General features: G+C 63.1%; 15 protein-coding genes. 9 read left to right on the forward strand and 6 right to left on the reverse strand.

Annotation, left to right across the window (positions count from 1 at the left end; all coding sequences use genetic code 11):
* Positions 1-69: 69 nt before the first annotated feature.
* From LVE68_RS07380 to LVE68_RS07410, 7 genes are all read left to right on the forward strand, one after another.
* Positions 70-486, forward strand: coding sequence for a hypothetical protein (locus LVE68_RS07380; RefSeq protein WP_233006381.1), 417 nt, complete (start codon positions 70-72; stop codon positions 484-486).
* Between the two features lie 151 nt (positions 487-637).
* Positions 638-1,150: a DUF411 domain-containing protein gene (locus LVE68_RS07385; RefSeq protein ID WP_233006382.1), complete on the forward strand. Its 513-nt coding sequence runs from the start codon at positions 638-640 to the stop codon at positions 1,148-1,150.
* Positions 1,151-1,158: 8 nt separating this feature from the next.
* Positions 1,159-3,108: a copper resistance system multicopper oxidase gene (locus LVE68_RS07390; protein WP_255701166.1), complete on the forward strand. Its 1,950-nt coding sequence runs from the start codon at positions 1,159-1,161 to the stop codon at positions 3,106-3,108.
* A gap of 11 nt (positions 3,109-3,119) precedes the next feature.
* A complete protein-coding gene (locus LVE68_RS07395; RefSeq protein WP_233006383.1) occupies positions 3,120-4,031 on the forward strand; it encodes a copper resistance protein B in 912 nt (303 codons plus the stop codon).
* A 95-nt stretch (positions 4,032-4,126) separates the two neighbouring features.
* Positions 4,127-4,489, forward strand: coding sequence for a copper resistance CopC family protein (locus tag LVE68_RS07400; protein WP_233006384.1), 363 nt, complete (start codon positions 4,127-4,129; stop codon positions 4,487-4,489).
* A 3-nt stretch (positions 4,490-4,492) separates the two neighbouring features.
* Positions 4,493-5,347: a CopD family protein gene (locus LVE68_RS07405; RefSeq protein WP_233006385.1), complete on the forward strand. Its 855-nt coding sequence runs from the start codon at positions 4,493-4,495 to the stop codon at positions 5,345-5,347.
* A gap of 42 nt (positions 5,348-5,389) precedes the next feature.
* The gene (locus tag LVE68_RS07410) at positions 5,390-5,890 is read left to right on the forward strand and encodes a YybH family protein (protein ID WP_233006386.1); all 501 of its coding nucleotides are present in this window, start codon (positions 5,390-5,392) and stop codon (positions 5,888-5,890) included.
* 75 nt (positions 5,891-5,965) lie between these two features.
* Here the strand turns inward: LVE68_RS07410 and LVE68_RS07415 are convergent, their stop codons facing one another.
* From LVE68_RS07415 to LVE68_RS07440, 6 genes are all read right to left on the reverse strand, one after another.
* Positions 5,966-6,220: a DUF5676 family membrane protein gene (locus tag LVE68_RS07415; RefSeq protein WP_233006387.1), complete on the reverse strand. Its 255-nt coding sequence runs from the start codon at positions 6,218-6,220 to the stop codon at positions 5,966-5,968.
* 71 nt (positions 6,221-6,291) lie between these two features.
* Positions 6,292-6,750: an ATPase gene (locus LVE68_RS07420; protein WP_233006388.1), complete on the reverse strand. Its 459-nt coding sequence runs from the start codon at positions 6,748-6,750 to the stop codon at positions 6,292-6,294.
* A gap of 273 nt (positions 6,751-7,023) precedes the next feature.
* On the reverse strand, positions 7,024-7,482 hold the full coding sequence (locus tag LVE68_RS07425; protein ID WP_233006389.1) for a hypothetical protein: 459 nt from the start codon (positions 7,480-7,482) through the stop codon (positions 7,024-7,026).
* A 97-nt stretch (positions 7,483-7,579) separates the two neighbouring features.
* Positions 7,580-7,951 carry a cupredoxin domain-containing protein gene (locus LVE68_RS07430; RefSeq protein ID WP_233006390.1) on the reverse strand — a complete coding sequence of 124 codons (372 nt, stop codon included), beginning with the start codon at positions 7,949-7,951 and terminating at the stop codon, positions 7,580-7,582.
* Positions 7,948-10,248, reverse strand: coding sequence for a heavy metal translocating P-type ATPase (locus tag LVE68_RS07435; protein WP_233006391.1), 2,301 nt, complete (start codon positions 10,246-10,248; stop codon positions 7,948-7,950). The genes LVE68_RS07430 and LVE68_RS07435 overlap by 4 nt, the downstream gene beginning before the upstream one ends.
* A 158-nt stretch (positions 10,249-10,406) precedes the next feature.
* On the reverse strand, positions 10,407-11,609 hold the full coding sequence (locus tag LVE68_RS07440; RefSeq protein WP_233006392.1) for a permease: 1,203 nt from the start codon (positions 11,607-11,609) through the stop codon (positions 10,407-10,409).
* Positions 11,610-11,805: 196 nt separating this feature from the next.
* Here LVE68_RS07440 and LVE68_RS07445 point away from each other — a divergent pair, with 196 nt between their 5' ends.
* Both LVE68_RS07445 and LVE68_RS07450 read left to right on the forward strand, forming a co-directional pair.
* Positions 11,806-13,143 carry a DnaT-like ssDNA-binding domain-containing protein gene (locus LVE68_RS07445; protein WP_233006393.1) on the forward strand — a complete coding sequence of 446 codons (1,338 nt, stop codon included), beginning with the start codon at positions 11,806-11,808 and terminating at the stop codon, positions 13,141-13,143.
* Complete coding sequence (locus LVE68_RS07450) at positions 13,064-13,720, forward strand: replication protein P (protein ID WP_233006394.1); 657 nt, start codon at positions 13,064-13,066, stop codon at positions 13,718-13,720. The genes LVE68_RS07445 and LVE68_RS07450 overlap by 80 nt, the downstream gene beginning before the upstream one ends.
* Positions 13,721-13,787 lie beyond the last annotated feature (67 nt).

Here is a 13,787-nt window from a genome sequence, read left to right on the forward strand (position 1 = left end):
CCGCAGCCACTAATCTCCGGCGGGTCTCTTCGCGAACCAGGCTTCCGGACTTACGGGACAAGACATTTAATGTACAAATTCACCGCACGGACATTGCTGTTGCTGATGCTGGTCACCGTCTTCGGACAGGTGGCGGCCCAGGCGTGCGTGGACATGCACGGCCAGGTTCCCGCGGCGGTGTCCCTTTCCGGCCCGGGAGAAGCCTCTCCTGCGGAAGGCACTGCCGGCATGGCAGGCATGGATCATTGCGGTGAAAGTAATATCGACCCGGTGAGCGACAACCGGGACCACTGTGCGGATCCGGCCACCGCCGGCGATGACTGCACCCAGGAATGTACCTGCTGTCCTGGCCACTGCGCCTCGGCAGTTCCCGTCGCGGAGGATTGCGCCTCGCAACCGCTGCGCCCCGTTTCCGACAGCACCTACCGGGAAATCGTCTCCTCTCCAGTCCCGGAAAGCGAGTTCCGCCCGCCCATAACTGCCTGACCACAGGGGCAGTGCGCCCGTAAAAAGGCGCAATCCCAACCGAACACTCCGTAGCAGGACGGCATTGCCCCGGCATGCGCGCGTTTGCAGGCCGGCCCCATGTGCCGCCATTGCTGCGACCACCCGAATTATATTTATGGAATATCCAGTTATGTATCGCAAAGTGAAAGCCACCCTGCTCGGCAGCCTGGCAGCCCTCCTCCTTGCCGCCTGTACCGGCGAGAAAGCCGGTGCGGCAGGCCCGGCCGTTGCCGCAGCATCGACAGACATCCCCATTACAACCTTCAAGAGCGCCACCTGTGGCTGCTGCGGGAAGTGGGTGGAACACGCCCGCGACAATGGCTTTGCAGTGACCGCAAAAAATGTCGACGACCTGAATGCGGTCAAGGGCCAGCACGGGATCGCGCCGCGGCACCAGTCCTGCCACACCAGTGTGTCAGCCGAAGGCTTCGTGTTCGAGGGCCATATACCGGCCCGCTACATCCGCCAGTTCCTGCAACACCCACCCGCCGGTGCGCGCGGCCTGGCCGTGCCGGCAATGCCCCTGGGTAGCCCGGGCATGGAAGTGGGCGATCGTTTCACTCCCTACGCCATCATGCTGCTGCACGAAGATGGCAGCGAGAGCGTGTACGCACAGATCGACAGCGCAGAACAACAGTACTGAGGTGTGCAATGAAAAAAACAGATCCTCAACCGGTCGGGTTCCCGCAGATCTCCAGGCGCCGCTTTGTGACCGGTATGGCCGCCGGGGCGGCGCTGCTGGGCATGCCTGGCAGCCTCACCGCGGGTGCGCCCAGAACGAACCCCGCTCCCCAGACCCTGCGGGGAAACCAGTTTGACCTGAGCGTCAATTACCTCCCGGTGAATTTTACCGGCCGCGACCGCACCGCAGTGGCGGTGAACGGTGGTGTACCGGCGCCGATCCTGCGCTGGAAAGAAGGCCAGACCGTCACGCTGAATGTCACCAACCATCTCGCCCACGACACTTCCATCCACTGGCACGGCCTGATCCTGCCCAGCAATATGGATGGTGTCCCCGGGCTCAGCTTCAACGGCATCAAGCCCGGTGAAACATTTACCTACCAGTTCCCGGTAAACCAGAGTGGCACCTACTGGTACCACAGCCATTCCGACTTCCAGGAACAACAGGGCCACTACGGGGCCATCGTCATCGATCCCGCCGAACCCGACCCGGTGGCCTATGACCGCGACTACGTAGTGATGCTGACTGACTGGAGCGATGAATCCCCGCACGACATCTACGCCAGGCTGAAAAAGGAAGGCCACTACTACAATCGTCGCCGGCGCACAGCGGGAGACCTGTGGCGCGACATTCGCGAAAAGGGGGTGGCGCAGACCTGGCGCGAGCGGGAAATGTGGAACGACATGCGCATGTCCGACCGCGACATTTCCGACGTTACCGGTTACACCTACACCTACCTGATGAATGGCCAGACACCGGACGCCAACTGGACCGCCCTGTTCCGGCGCGGCGAAAAAGTCCGCCTGCGCTTTATCAACGGCTCGGCCATGTCGATTTTCGATATTCGTATTCCCGGCCTGAAGATGACTGTCGTGGCGAGCGATGGCCAGAATATCGAGCCGGTCACGGTGGATGAATTCCGCATCGGTGTTGCGGAGACTTACGACGTGGTGGTGGAACCGGCAGGCGACCACGCTTACACGCTGTTTGCCCAGACCATCGACCGCAGCGGCTACGCCCGCGGCACCCTGACCGCGGACCCTTCCCTGCGGGCCGAGGTTCCGGCGATGGATTACGCCCCGGTGCTGGGACACCGCGACATGGGCATGGGGCACGGCAGCCATGGCGGCCACAACATGAACAAGGCGGCAGGCAAAATGGACCACAGCGGCCACGGCGACATGAGTGGTATGGACCACAGCCAGCACGGTGCCGACATGGACGGTATGGACCACAGTCAGCACGGTAGCACCATGGATGGCATGGACCACAGCCAGCACAAGGCGGACATGAAGGGTTACAGCCTGCACGGCGGTCGCCCGGAACTCGGCGGCATGCAGGGGGTCTGGCATACAAACGACCTGGGGCGGGCCGGCCACGGCAGTAACAGCCCGATCGTCCACCTGCCCAGTGAGCACGGCTACGGCGTGGACATGCGCTCGGAAATGCCGGCCAACGGCCTGCACGACCCGGGTATCGGGCTGCGCGACCACGCCGAGCGCTACGGCCGGCGGGTACTCAATTACAGCGATATCCGCAACCTGACGCCGACCCTCGACCGACGCGAACCCACCCGGGAATTACAGCTGCACCTGACCGGAAATATGCACCGCTATATGTGGTCGATGAACGGCATCAAGTTCAATGATGCCGAGCCGCTGGTGCTGAAATATGGCGAGCGGATTCGCATCACCCTGGTGAACGACACCATGATGACGCACCCGATCCACCTGCACGGTATGTGGAGCGAGCTGGAAACCGGCGACGCCGAATACATTCCGCGCAAGCACACCATCCTGGTACAGCCCGGCTCCAAGGTCAGTTACCTGGTCACCGCCGATGCCTACGGCCGCTGGGCCTACCACTGTCACCTGCTGTACCACATGCCGGGAATGTTCCGCGAAGTGCGGGTCGTATAAGGAGCGCGATGATGAAATTGAAAACACTGGTATTTTTCTGCAGCGCGTTCGTTACATCCCAGGTCCTGGCGCAGGATGCCATGGATCACCAGGGTCACGGCGCGCACGAGTCACATAACACCGGAGCAACGACTGCGGCGGGCGATGAGCCGAAAGGTGAAAGTGGCCACGGGGCCCACAAAGGCCACTCCATGCCGCAATCCGGGGAGCACCACGGCCACCATGGCGATATGCAGGTGCCGGCGGCAGCTAACCTGGAGCATGCCCCTGACCAGCCCGACCATGTCATGGATCACGAGGTCCTGCTGACCAAGGTCACCATTGACCAGCTGGAAGTACGCGAGCATGAGGGCAGCGCCCTTGAGGGCAGTGCCTGGTTTGGCAGCGACAGGAACAAGCTGTGGCTCAAGACCGAAGTGGAGCGCGAGGAAGGCAGCACCGAAAACGCCGAATTACAGGCCCTGTACAGCCGCGCGATCGCGCCCTACTGGGACCTGCAGGTAGGCGTACGCCATGATTTCCAGCTGGAGGATGGTGACAGCAAGAACTGGGGCGCAATCGGCTTTAACGGCCTGGCACCCTATTTCTTCGAGGTGGACTCGGCACTTTTTGTCAGTGATGATGGTGATACGGCATTGCGCTTGGAGGCGGAATACGAGCTGCTGTTTACGCAACAGTGGATTCTGAGCCCGGAAGTAGAGGCGAATTTCTATGGCCAGGACGATCCGGACACAAACACCGGATCCGGCCTGTCGGATGTGGAGGCCGGTTTACGCCTGCGCTATGAATTCACCCCGCAGTTCGCGCCCTATATCGGCGTGAATTACGAGAAGAAATTCGGCAACACCGCCGACTTCCTGCGCGCGGAGGGCGAGTCCACCGGCGAGACCACCTGGGTGGTCGGGCTACACGCCTGGTTCTAGGCCGGGCAACCGGGCACCTTTCGGGACGTTGCTCCCCGGGTGCCCGGGGCCCCACCGATTCCAATAATGCACAAACAACCCGTGGGAGTTTAACCATGCTTAAAGCTTCATTCGCCAGGTTGCTGGCACTGGGCACACTGCTTTTCAGTACCGCGCTCTTCGCCCATACCGGCCTGCAGGGTTCCAGCCCGGCTGACGGCGATGAACTCAGCCAACCGCCGGTGGAACTCAAGCTGCAATTTTCCGGTAAGGTCCGCCTGATGCGGGTCTCACTGGAAGAGACCGATCGGGGTGAAGTCAAGCTGGCCTTTATGCCCGGCGCGGTGGCGGAGAGAGATATCAGCCTGCCACTGCCGGCCCTGGACGCGGGCGACTATACGGTTTCCTGGATGGCGATGGGAGGCGACGGCCACAAGATGACCGGCAACCTCTCGTTCAAGATCGTCGCGGAAAAATAAGTCGTGTGGGCCGCAGCGTTTGCGCTGAACAAGTGGCTGCTCTACGGCGCGCTTTCGGTATGTGTGGGTGGCACAGCCGCCGTCCTGCAGTGGACACCGCGGGGTGATGTCCGCCCGCAGGCACGGACCTACCTGCTGCCCGCCGCGATCGCCGGCCTGCTGTTCACCGTCTCGGGATTCCTGCTCCAGGTAGGCACATTCGCGGAAGCCGGCCTGTCCGGCATGTTCGACCCGCTTTACCTGTCAATCCTGTGGGAATCCCCGGCGGGCGAAGTGGCCTTGCTGCTGGTTCCCGGTTTTGCCGTGGCGGCGCTTGCCGCCATTTGCCTGCTGCAGGGGAGGAACCGGGCTGCCGCGATACTGTGGCTGGTAGCGGCGGTGCTGTTGCTGTTGCCATTCAGCTGGCGCGGCCATACTGCCGAGTCCTCCCTGTGGGTACGTGCCGCCCTGTCGCTGCACGCGGGGCTCGCCGCCTGGTGGATGGGTGCCCTCTACCCCCTTTGGCGCCTGAGCCGCCAGGGTGATCCCGCACAGTATGGCGCTGCCATGGCCCGCTTCGGACAGCAGGCCTCCTGGCTTGTAGCGCTGCTGGTTATCTGCGGGACCTGGGTGCTGTATTCCCTGCTCGGCGGTTTCGGCGCCCTGGTGCAGGGCAGTTACGGACTGGCGATGCTGGTGAAACTTGCCCTGGTCGCCAGCCTGTTGCTGCTCGCGGCCCAGAACAAATGGCGGCTGGTGCCGCAGTTGCCCAACACCGCCGCCGGGCTCTCCGGAAGTATCCGCGCCGAGATGCTGGTGGGGACTGCGATCCTCCTGGCCACCGCCCTGCTGTCCACACTGACCGGCCCGGGGCACTGACCGCCACCGCAAAAAAATAAATAAACTTGAAGGAACAACATTATGACGCGTGATTCTTTACCGGGCACCACCACCCGGGTCCTGCTGCTCACGCTGCTGGCCCTGCTCCCATTCGGCGTCGCCGCACACGGAAACAAGCAGGCACAGCAAGCGGATACCCCACTGTATTCCGGCCAGGACTCGGATGCCGGCAGGGCCGTGCAATCCTTCCACCGCGCACTGCGCACTGGTAACCGGGAAGCTGTGCTCGCCGCCCTGGCTGAGGATGTGGTCATTTTCGAGGGCGGCAAGGTGGAGCGGTCCCGGGAGGAATACGCCGGCCACCACCTGGGTGCGGATATGAAATTCCTGCAACAGCTACAACCGACCCAGCTGGAGCTGCAGGTACAGGAGGGCCGGGAACTGGCCTACGCCTACGGCCGCAGCAGGCTGCAGGGTGACTACCAGGGCAAGCCCCTCGACCTGCTGGCCATGGAGACACTGGTACTCAGGCGCATGGACTCGGGATGGAAGATTGTGCAGATACACTGGTCCAGCAAATAAGTTCAACCCACTGCCACAACCGGATCAGGCCAGGGCCGGCGCAAAGAGCGGCAAAACGGAACCGCTCACCGGCCTCTAGACCAGCCGGTTGTACACCCGGGCCAGTAGCCAGCCAATTAAACCGGCGCTGACCGACCAGGCCACCAGGCCAACCAGCACACCGGGGAGAGTCAGGTCCCAGCCCATACCGGCCAGGTCCATATGCACCATATCCCCGGACATACTCATCATCATCCCTGGCATCAGCACCACCAGCAGCGCACAGACCAGCCATGCGATTCCAAAGCTGATCGCTGCAGCAAGACCAAATTTGGCGGCGTTCAGTTTCATCCTGTCTCCCTCTGCGTTTGCTGTGATTCCCGGCGCGAAACCCCAGCTACTTACGCCGAATACAAACCCTGTTACAGGTCCAGCAGGCGATTGGCAGCCTGGGTCATCTGCATGGCCTCGTGCTCCTCCAGTGACTTCAGCTTCTCCATCAGGTCCCGGGTCGCATCGATGTCGGCCCTGGCGTGAAGATAGCGGTACAGGTCGATCACCTGTTGGTGCTGGCCGGAGACCACATCCATGATCTCTTTCGCGTCCATGTCCTGGAAGGGCGCGTCGCAGCGCGTGCTGTGAAGGATTGGATGCTTGTCCATGTAGTCGTAGCACCAGGTGTTGAGCGCCCTGGTTTCAGCGCCAACCTCGAACTGGTCGACGAGGCCAGACAGCCGCTGCTCATGCTCGGCCAGGTAATCCAGCAACATGCTGGCACGTTTATCGTCGTTCGCTTTTGCGCAATCCGCCAGGCACCCGGAGAGGTTCCGGTGCAATGCCGTGGTCCAGTCAAGCACATCTTCCAGAGTTTCAACCTGCATCGGGACTCCCGGACAATCGTAAATGGAACAGTTGTTATCGTAGCGCCCGAATCGGTCACGGGCACCCGGTGTCTGGAAATTTACCGCTCCTCGCGCCCGCAACGATTGATTTGCATCAACAGGTTACCAATTGAGGAATACCCGGCCCCTCGCGCGACATACAGCCTGCAACCAGCGGGTGCAGAAAGCACCTTTGCAGGACGCCAGGGAACGGCACGCACCAGCGGAACGTACCGCCGCCACACTACGCAGGCTGACGCTTCGGCGCCGGCCTCAGGCGTCCTGCAGCCGGTTCGCAGCCTGCATCATCTGCATGGTCTGCTGCTCCTCGAGCGTTTTCAGGTTGGCCATCAATTCGCGCGAGGATTCGGTCTCCATGCGCCGGTGCAGGAAACGATAGAGACCAATCACCTCATTGTGGTAATTCATGACCACTTCCATGACCCGGTCCGGGTCCTCCTCCAGAGACGGGATGCTCGTGACATCGATATGATCGATCGGGTATTTGTGCAGGTACTCGTAGCACCAGGTATTCAGGGCCTTGCCGTCCGCGCCCCGCTCTATCGCAGTCACCAGTTCGGCGAGGGTCTGCTCGAACTGCGCCAGGTAGTCCAGCAAGAGCGTGACGCGACTGCGATCACTGGCCTCGCGCCCCTCCTGTAATCGTTTATTCAACTGCTCATGGAAGCTGCGCGTACGCGCAATGACATCCTGCAGGGTTTCGGTACGCATGGTTCCTCCACCTTATCGGGAAATTCCGGTGCGGGGCCACAGCCTGGCCCACGCGCTTATCAACAGACCTGAAGGTGGCCGCGCCCGAATTCAACCCCTACTCAATGCTGAGCGACCCGCGGTACATCTGCATCTGGCAGGTAAACGGGTACTTGCCGGGCTCTGCTGCGGGCAGCCTTACCGGCGTGCGCTCGCCCACGGCCAGCTGTGCACTGACCTCCAGGTCGGGGAACAAGACATACTCCGCGCAGGGGCTGGGATCTTCGCGGCGAAAATAGAGTGTGGCGGGCTCGCCCGCCGGCAGGCGAATATGGTCCGGCTCGTAGACGCCGTCTTTCACCAGGACTTCCATTTCCTCATCCGTGGCGCGGACTGGTTCCGATTCACGACCGGCTTCCGCCAGCCAGAACCACCAGACGATCGCCACGATCAGTACCAGCCCGGTAACGTTCACCAGTAATGTCATCATTGCACCTGCCCTCCGGTCGCCGGTTCATTTGTATTACTCTTGCCACTGCCCTGCGGCTTGAAAAAGCGCAGCCGGTTGGCATTGGAGACCACCGTTACTGACGACATGGCCATGGCTGCACCGGCGATGACCGGGCTCAGCAGGGCACCGGTAAACGGGTACAGCACACCGGCGGCAATGGGAATCCCCAGGGTGTTATAGATAAAGGCCCCGAACAGGTTCTGCTTGATATTGCGCAGCGTCGCCCGGGACAGTTCGATCGCATCTGCGACACCATGCAGCGAGGAGCGCATCAGCGTCACGTCCGCGGTCTCGATGGCCACGTCGGTACCGGCACCAATGGCAAAACCCACATCCGCGCGTGCCAGCGCCGGGGCATCGTTGATACCGTCGCCGGCCATACCCACCTGCTCACCACTGCCCTGCAGTTCGCCGATGATTTTTTCCTTGTCCTCCGGTTGCAGCTCGGCGTGCACCCGGTCGATGCCCAGCTGGCGTGCCACCGCCTGGGCCGTGCCCTCGTTGTCACCGGTGAGCATTTCGATGCGCAGGCCGAGTTGCTGCAGGCGCGTCACCGCTGTTTTGGCATCCTCGCGCAGCGGGTCTGACACGGCGATGATGCCGGCCATTTTTCCATCCACCGCCGCGTACATTGCCGTGCGGCCCTTACCCGCGAGTTCCTGTACCCGCTCGCGCCAGCCGCCGGCGTCAATTTTTTCCCGCTCCATCAGTTTGCGGTTGCCCAGGAATAGCACCTTGCCGTCGACACGGCCGGTAACGCCGTGGGCGGTAATCGCCTCGAACTCTTCGGTGCGCAGGAATTCGACATCCCGGTCACGGGCAGCGGCCACTACCGCTGCCGCCAGCGGGTGCTCCGAGCCCTGCTCCAGGCTCGCCAGCAGTTGCAGCAGGTCGTCGGCACTACCGGCGAAGCCATCGTCAGTTTCGATTTCAGTGAGTTTCGGTTCGCCCTCGGTCAGGGTGCCGGTCTTGTCCACCACCAGCGTGCGCAGCTTGCTCGCCTGCTGCAGCGCCTTGCCATTGCGGATCAGTACCCCGTGCTCGGCGCCCTTGCCCACGCCGACCATCACTGACATGGGTGTCGCCAGGCCGAGCGCGCAGGGACACGCGATAATCAGTACTGCGGTCATCACCACCAGCACATGGGCGGCGCGCGGCTCCGGGCCGAAATTGAACCACGCCAGCGCCGCCAGCACCGCAATGATCATTACCGTCGGCACGAAGATGGCCGAGATGCGGTCCGCCAGCCGCGCGATGGGTACCCGCGAACTCTGGGCGTTCTTCACCATCTCGATAATTTGCGCGAGGCGGGTGTCGGCGCCGACTTTTTCCGCACGAAACAACAGGGTGCCATTCTTGTTCAGGGTACCGGCGGACAGGAAATCCCCCTCACCCTTTTTCACCGGCACCGGCTCGCCGGTGAGCATGGACTCGTCAACCAGGCTGCTGCCTTCCTCGACGGTACCGTCCACGGGGATTTTCTCGCCGGGCCGCACCCGCACGCGGTCATCCACGCGCACCTCTTCCAGCGGCAGGTCGCGCTCCTCGCCGTCGCGCACCACGCGCGCGGTGGGGTCCTGCAACTCCAGCAGTTTTTCCACCGCCGCGCTGGTGCGACCGCGGGCGCGCAGTTCCAGTGCCTGCCCCAGGTTGATCAGGCCGATGATCATGGCGCTGGCCTCGAAGTAGACATGCCGCGCCGCCTCGGGCAGCAGTTGCGGGGCCAGCACCACCGCCATGGAGAACAGCCAGGCGGCGCCGGTACCCAGCGCCACCAGCGTATCCATATTGGCATTGTGGTGACGGAAGGCACGCCAGGCGCCGGTAAAGAAATGCCCGCCGCAGTAGACCAGCACCCCCAGGGTCAGCAGGCCCACGGCGCCCCAGGCCAGCTGCTGCGACGGCGTATTGACCATCATGTCACCGCCGAGCAATCCCCACGCCATCAGCGGCACACCCAGGCCCAGCGCCAGGGCGCAGCGCAGCAGCAGAGAGCGGTAATGGCGCTGCTCTTCCTCATGTTGCTGCTCGCGGCGTTCCCGCTCACTGGCGCGCACCCGCTCGGCACCGTAACCGGCGGACTCCACCGCGGCGATGCACTCCGCGTCACTGGCCTCACCGGACACCTGTAGCGTCCGGTCCGCCAGATTGACGCGCGCTTCGGCTACGCCCTCGACAGCCCCCAGTGAATTCTCGATCTTGCGCACGCAGCCGGCGCAGGTGACGCCCTCCAGGCGAAAAGTCCGGGGCGAAGTTGTCGTTGTTTCCGCGCTCATGTTCTCTCCGTTATCAACTGGACGCGTTCTCGTGGCTGCGACTTACGCCCACAGGCAAGCGGACCAGTTCGATGTTTTGGACACGCGACAGAGAATAAAACCCTGCCCCGGGGGCAGGGCAAGCATCCTGACACCGCAATGGGGAATCGAAGGCAGCGTTATGCCGGCAGCAGCACCCCGATCACCAGCCAGATAACCGCCAACGTCGCCAGCACCAGCAAGATACGCTCACTCAGGCTGTCGGTTTTCAGCCCCGGCAGCCCTTTTGCCTTCCAGCGCCAGATAAGGAATACCAGTCCCTGCAGGGCAAACAGCAGGTTCAGGAACAGGGTGTAGTCCACCTTGAAGAATTCGCGGTCGGTCACCGTCTTCGCGGACGACGGGTCCGGCAGCAGGTCGAGGGCGGCGAACCCGTAGTGCAACAGCAGCGCAGTGCTGACGAGGATCAGCAGGAATACCCCGAGGATATACAGCGCCATCTTCCAGCCGTAATACTGCGCCTGGATACGCAGCACCGGCAGCACCACCAGGTCGCTGAAAATAAACGCCATGATCCCGGCAAAGGCCACCCCGTTATCGAACAGCACCGCGGCCAGGGGAATATTGCCCATGGAGCCGATAAAGGTAAAAAAGGCGGCCACCGGCCCCACCAGGCACTGCAACAGCACTTCCCAGAAAGCGGGGTCCGCTTCGCCGGAACCGACGAACAGGCTGCGGAAAAATGACTGCGGCACGAAGGCAGCGATGATGCCCGCAACGGTGAAACCCACCGTGACGTCCTTCCATACCATGTGCCATTCCATGACGTACTTGCTCGCCACCATGCGCCAGCCCTCGCGGCTGCGGATAAGCTCGCGCCAGTCGGGCACCTCGCCGCCGTCGTCGCTGGACTCCTCGGCAGAGCGGGCGCGCTTGCGTGCCTTCTTGACCAATCCCTTCGGTGCCGTCAACCGCACCACCAGCCACATCAGCAGGATCAGCAGCACGCCGCCGGCATATTCACCCACCACAAACTGCCAGCCCAGGAACACCGCGATCACGATGCCCAGCTCGATGACCAGGTTGGTGGACGCCAGCAGGAAGGCCAGTGCCGGCACCAGCCCGGCGCCCTTGGCAAACAGGGCGCGCGTGGTGGCCAGCGCGGCAAACGAACAGGAACTGGAAATAAACCCGAAGAAGGTGCCCAGTCCCACACTCCCGGCGCCCGCCTCCCCCATGCTGCGCCGCATACGCTCGCGGGTCACAAATACCTGGATCATGCTGCTGATCAGGTAGCCGAGGCCAAAAGCCCAGAAAGCCATCCAGAACAGGCCCAGGGTGGTGACGGCCGCTTCGTGCCAGGTGGACAGGAATGCCTGCATGGTCGAGTCTCCAGTTCGGCCGACCCACGACGGGCCGCACTTTCACTTTAGCGAAACCCGGTCCCCCCTATCGGGGGAAACCACGTACTGTGCCGGAGAACAACACAGCCCCGACCCGGCAGTCAAACCCGCAACGGGCCAATTTCGGTTCCGGAAGACCTCTGCGGGAGGGCGGCGGGGGTGATAGAATCGCGCCATGAAACACCCCCTGCTACCGGAAAGACCCCTGAGCCTGTCCCCTACTCTGGCCGCCACCATCGGCCTGGAGGAGGCGGTATTGCTCACGGCACTCGGCGACCTGCTGCCCTTCCTGCAGCCGGAATCGCACCCGGGACGGGAGTGGTACACCGCCGAGGGAGAACAGCTGCAGCTGCTGCTGCCCTTCTGGGAGCCGGCGGACATCCAGCGCGTGGCCACCAGCCTGCGCAACCAGGGCGCCCTGCTGCTGGGCTCAGCCCCCTACGGCACCAGCATGCAGCTCAAGTTTGCCCTGCCCGGCGAACACCGGCGCCCGGAGTCCACAGGCCACATCGACCACTCCCCGCGAATGCAGGAGCCACCGCCCCCGGAACACAACGCCCGCAGCGCCAATACCATCGGACCCGGCTGGCAGCCGGACCGGGAGACCCAGGCCCGTATCGCCCAGCTGGGTGTGCCCGAGCATTTCTGGCGCGAGCAGCTGCCGGAATTCGTCACCTACTGGCGCGAGCGCGGCGAACCACGGCATTCCTTCGGCTCGCTGTTCCTCAAGCAGGTCAAGAGCCGCTGGGAGGCATTTCGCGCCACCGCCCAGCGCAAGCAGCCCCTGCCGCAGGGCTGGTACCCGGGTGAGGACACCCTGCGCAAGCTGGCGGACGAGGGCGTACCCAGCACCTTCGTGCAGCGGGCCCTGCAGCGCTTCGTCGACTACCACCGCTCCAGCGGCAAGCAGTCCATCTCCTGGGACCTGGAGTTCAATGACTGGGTCACCGAGGACTGGGAGAAGCAGGACACCCCGTTTATCGAGAAGCGCAAGCCCACCCCAATGACCCGTGACTGGCAGCCCAGCGAGCACACCTGGGAGCAGCTGCGCCGGCTGGCGATCAACCCAAGTTTTGCCGCCGAGCTGCTGCCCGAATTTATATACAAGTGGCTGGAGCGCGGTGGCCACAGCGCCCGTTGGGGGGAGCTGTTTATCGAGTACGCACGCGAGGAATGGGCCTACTACTGCCAGGGCATTGAAAAGAACCCGGTAGCCAAGCCCATAACACGCAACTGGCAACCCGGTGGTGACTGCTTGAGCCACCTGGTAAACCAGTGTGAAATAGACCGCGACTTCGCCCTGTCGCTGGTCCCCGAATTTATTATCTACTGGCGGGGCCAGAATGCGGCGCGCAAGAGCTGGGACGCCGTGTTCGTCCGCCATGCGCGCTACCAGTGGGCAGAGCGCAACAAGCTGGCGATAGGAAAGACCAATGGCACGCAGCAACACACCGACAACCAGAGAACCCGGGATCGCTCCGTCCTCGACATCGTCACGGACACAGACTGGTAGCGGAGCCGGCGACGAACAGCTGAACGAGCGCAAGCGGGCCCTGAACGAGGTCTTCGGCCTGCTGAAACTGAGCTATCACAACCAGTTCAATTCGGCCTTCCCCGACACCGAGACCCTGAACCACGCCAAGCGCCTGTGGCTGGAGTCCCTGGCGGCCTTTTCCCCGGCGCAGATCGTCGCCGGGGCCAAGCGCGCTATCCGCCAGAGCGAATACCTGCCCACGGTACACAAGATGCTGCAGCTGTGTGCCGCCGGCGACAACGGCCTGCCCGAGGCCCGCGCCGCCTATCGCGAGGCCTGCAACGCCCCCAGCCCCAAGGCCGCGTTCAACTGGAGCCACCCGGCGGTCTACCACGCCGGCCGCGAGGCCAACTGGTTCTTCCTCGCCAACAACCCGGAACACGTGGCCTACCCGGTGTTCGCCGAGCACTACCGCAAGATCTGCGCCCGGGTGCTGGAGGGCGATGCGCTGCCCGCACCCGAGCAGCCCCTGCTGGAGGAAAAGCCCGGCGAGCCACTGAGCAAGGCGGAAAACGCCGAGCGCATGGCGCAACTGCGGGCAGAGCTGGAACTCTAGAGACCCTCTCGCGCCCGGCCCGTCCGGGCCGATAAAAGGAAGCAACCGCCAAATTTCATCCCGTGGC

Source organism: Microbulbifer sp. YPW16, from assembly GCF_021290385.1.
GTDB lineage: Bacteria > Pseudomonadota > Gammaproteobacteria > Pseudomonadales > Cellvibrionaceae > Microbulbifer > Microbulbifer zhoushanensis.

Coding starts and splice junctions, on each gene's coding strand:
- LVE68_RS07445 (WP_233006393.1), top strand. CDS start 11,806: ATGAAACACCCCCTGCTACCGGAAAGACCCCTGAGCCTGTCCCCTACT.
- LVE68_RS07450 (WP_233006394.1), top strand. CDS start 13,064: ATGGCACGCAGCAACACACCGACAACCAGAGAACCCGGGATCGCTCCG.
- LVE68_RS07380 (WP_233006381.1), top strand. CDS start 70: ATGTACAAATTCACCGCACGGACATTGCTGTTGCTGATGCTGGTCACC.
- LVE68_RS07415 (WP_233006387.1), bottom strand. CDS start 6,220: ATGAAACTGAACGCCGCCAAATTTGGTCTTGCTGCAGCGATCAGCTTT.
- LVE68_RS07395 (WP_233006383.1), top strand. CDS start 3,120: ATGAAATTGAAAACACTGGTATTTTTCTGCAGCGCGTTCGTTACATCC.
- LVE68_RS07440 (WP_233006392.1), bottom strand. CDS start 11,609: ATGCAGGCATTCCTGTCCACCTGGCACGAAGCGGCCGTCACCACCCTG.
- LVE68_RS07420 (WP_233006388.1), bottom strand. CDS start 6,750: ATGCAGGTTGAAACTCTGGAAGATGTGCTTGACTGGACCACGGCATTG.
- LVE68_RS07435 (WP_233006391.1), bottom strand. CDS start 10,248: ATGAGCGCGGAAACAACGACAACTTCGCCCCGGACTTTTCGCCTGGAG.
- LVE68_RS07390 (WP_255701166.1), top strand. CDS start 1,159: ATGAAAAAAACAGATCCTCAACCGGTCGGGTTCCCGCAGATCTCCAGG.
- LVE68_RS07400 (WP_233006384.1), top strand. CDS start 4,127: ATGCTTAAAGCTTCATTCGCCAGGTTGCTGGCACTGGGCACACTGCTT.
- LVE68_RS07385 (WP_233006382.1), top strand. CDS start 638: ATGTATCGCAAAGTGAAAGCCACCCTGCTCGGCAGCCTGGCAGCCCTC.
- LVE68_RS07430 (WP_233006390.1), bottom strand. CDS start 7,951: ATGATGACATTACTGGTGAACGTTACCGGGCTGGTACTGATCGTGGCG.
- LVE68_RS07425 (WP_233006389.1), bottom strand. CDS start 7,482: ATGCGTACCGAAACCCTGCAGGATGTCATTGCGCGTACGCGCAGCTTC.
- LVE68_RS07410 (WP_233006386.1), top strand. CDS start 5,390: ATGACGCGTGATTCTTTACCGGGCACCACCACCCGGGTCCTGCTGCTC.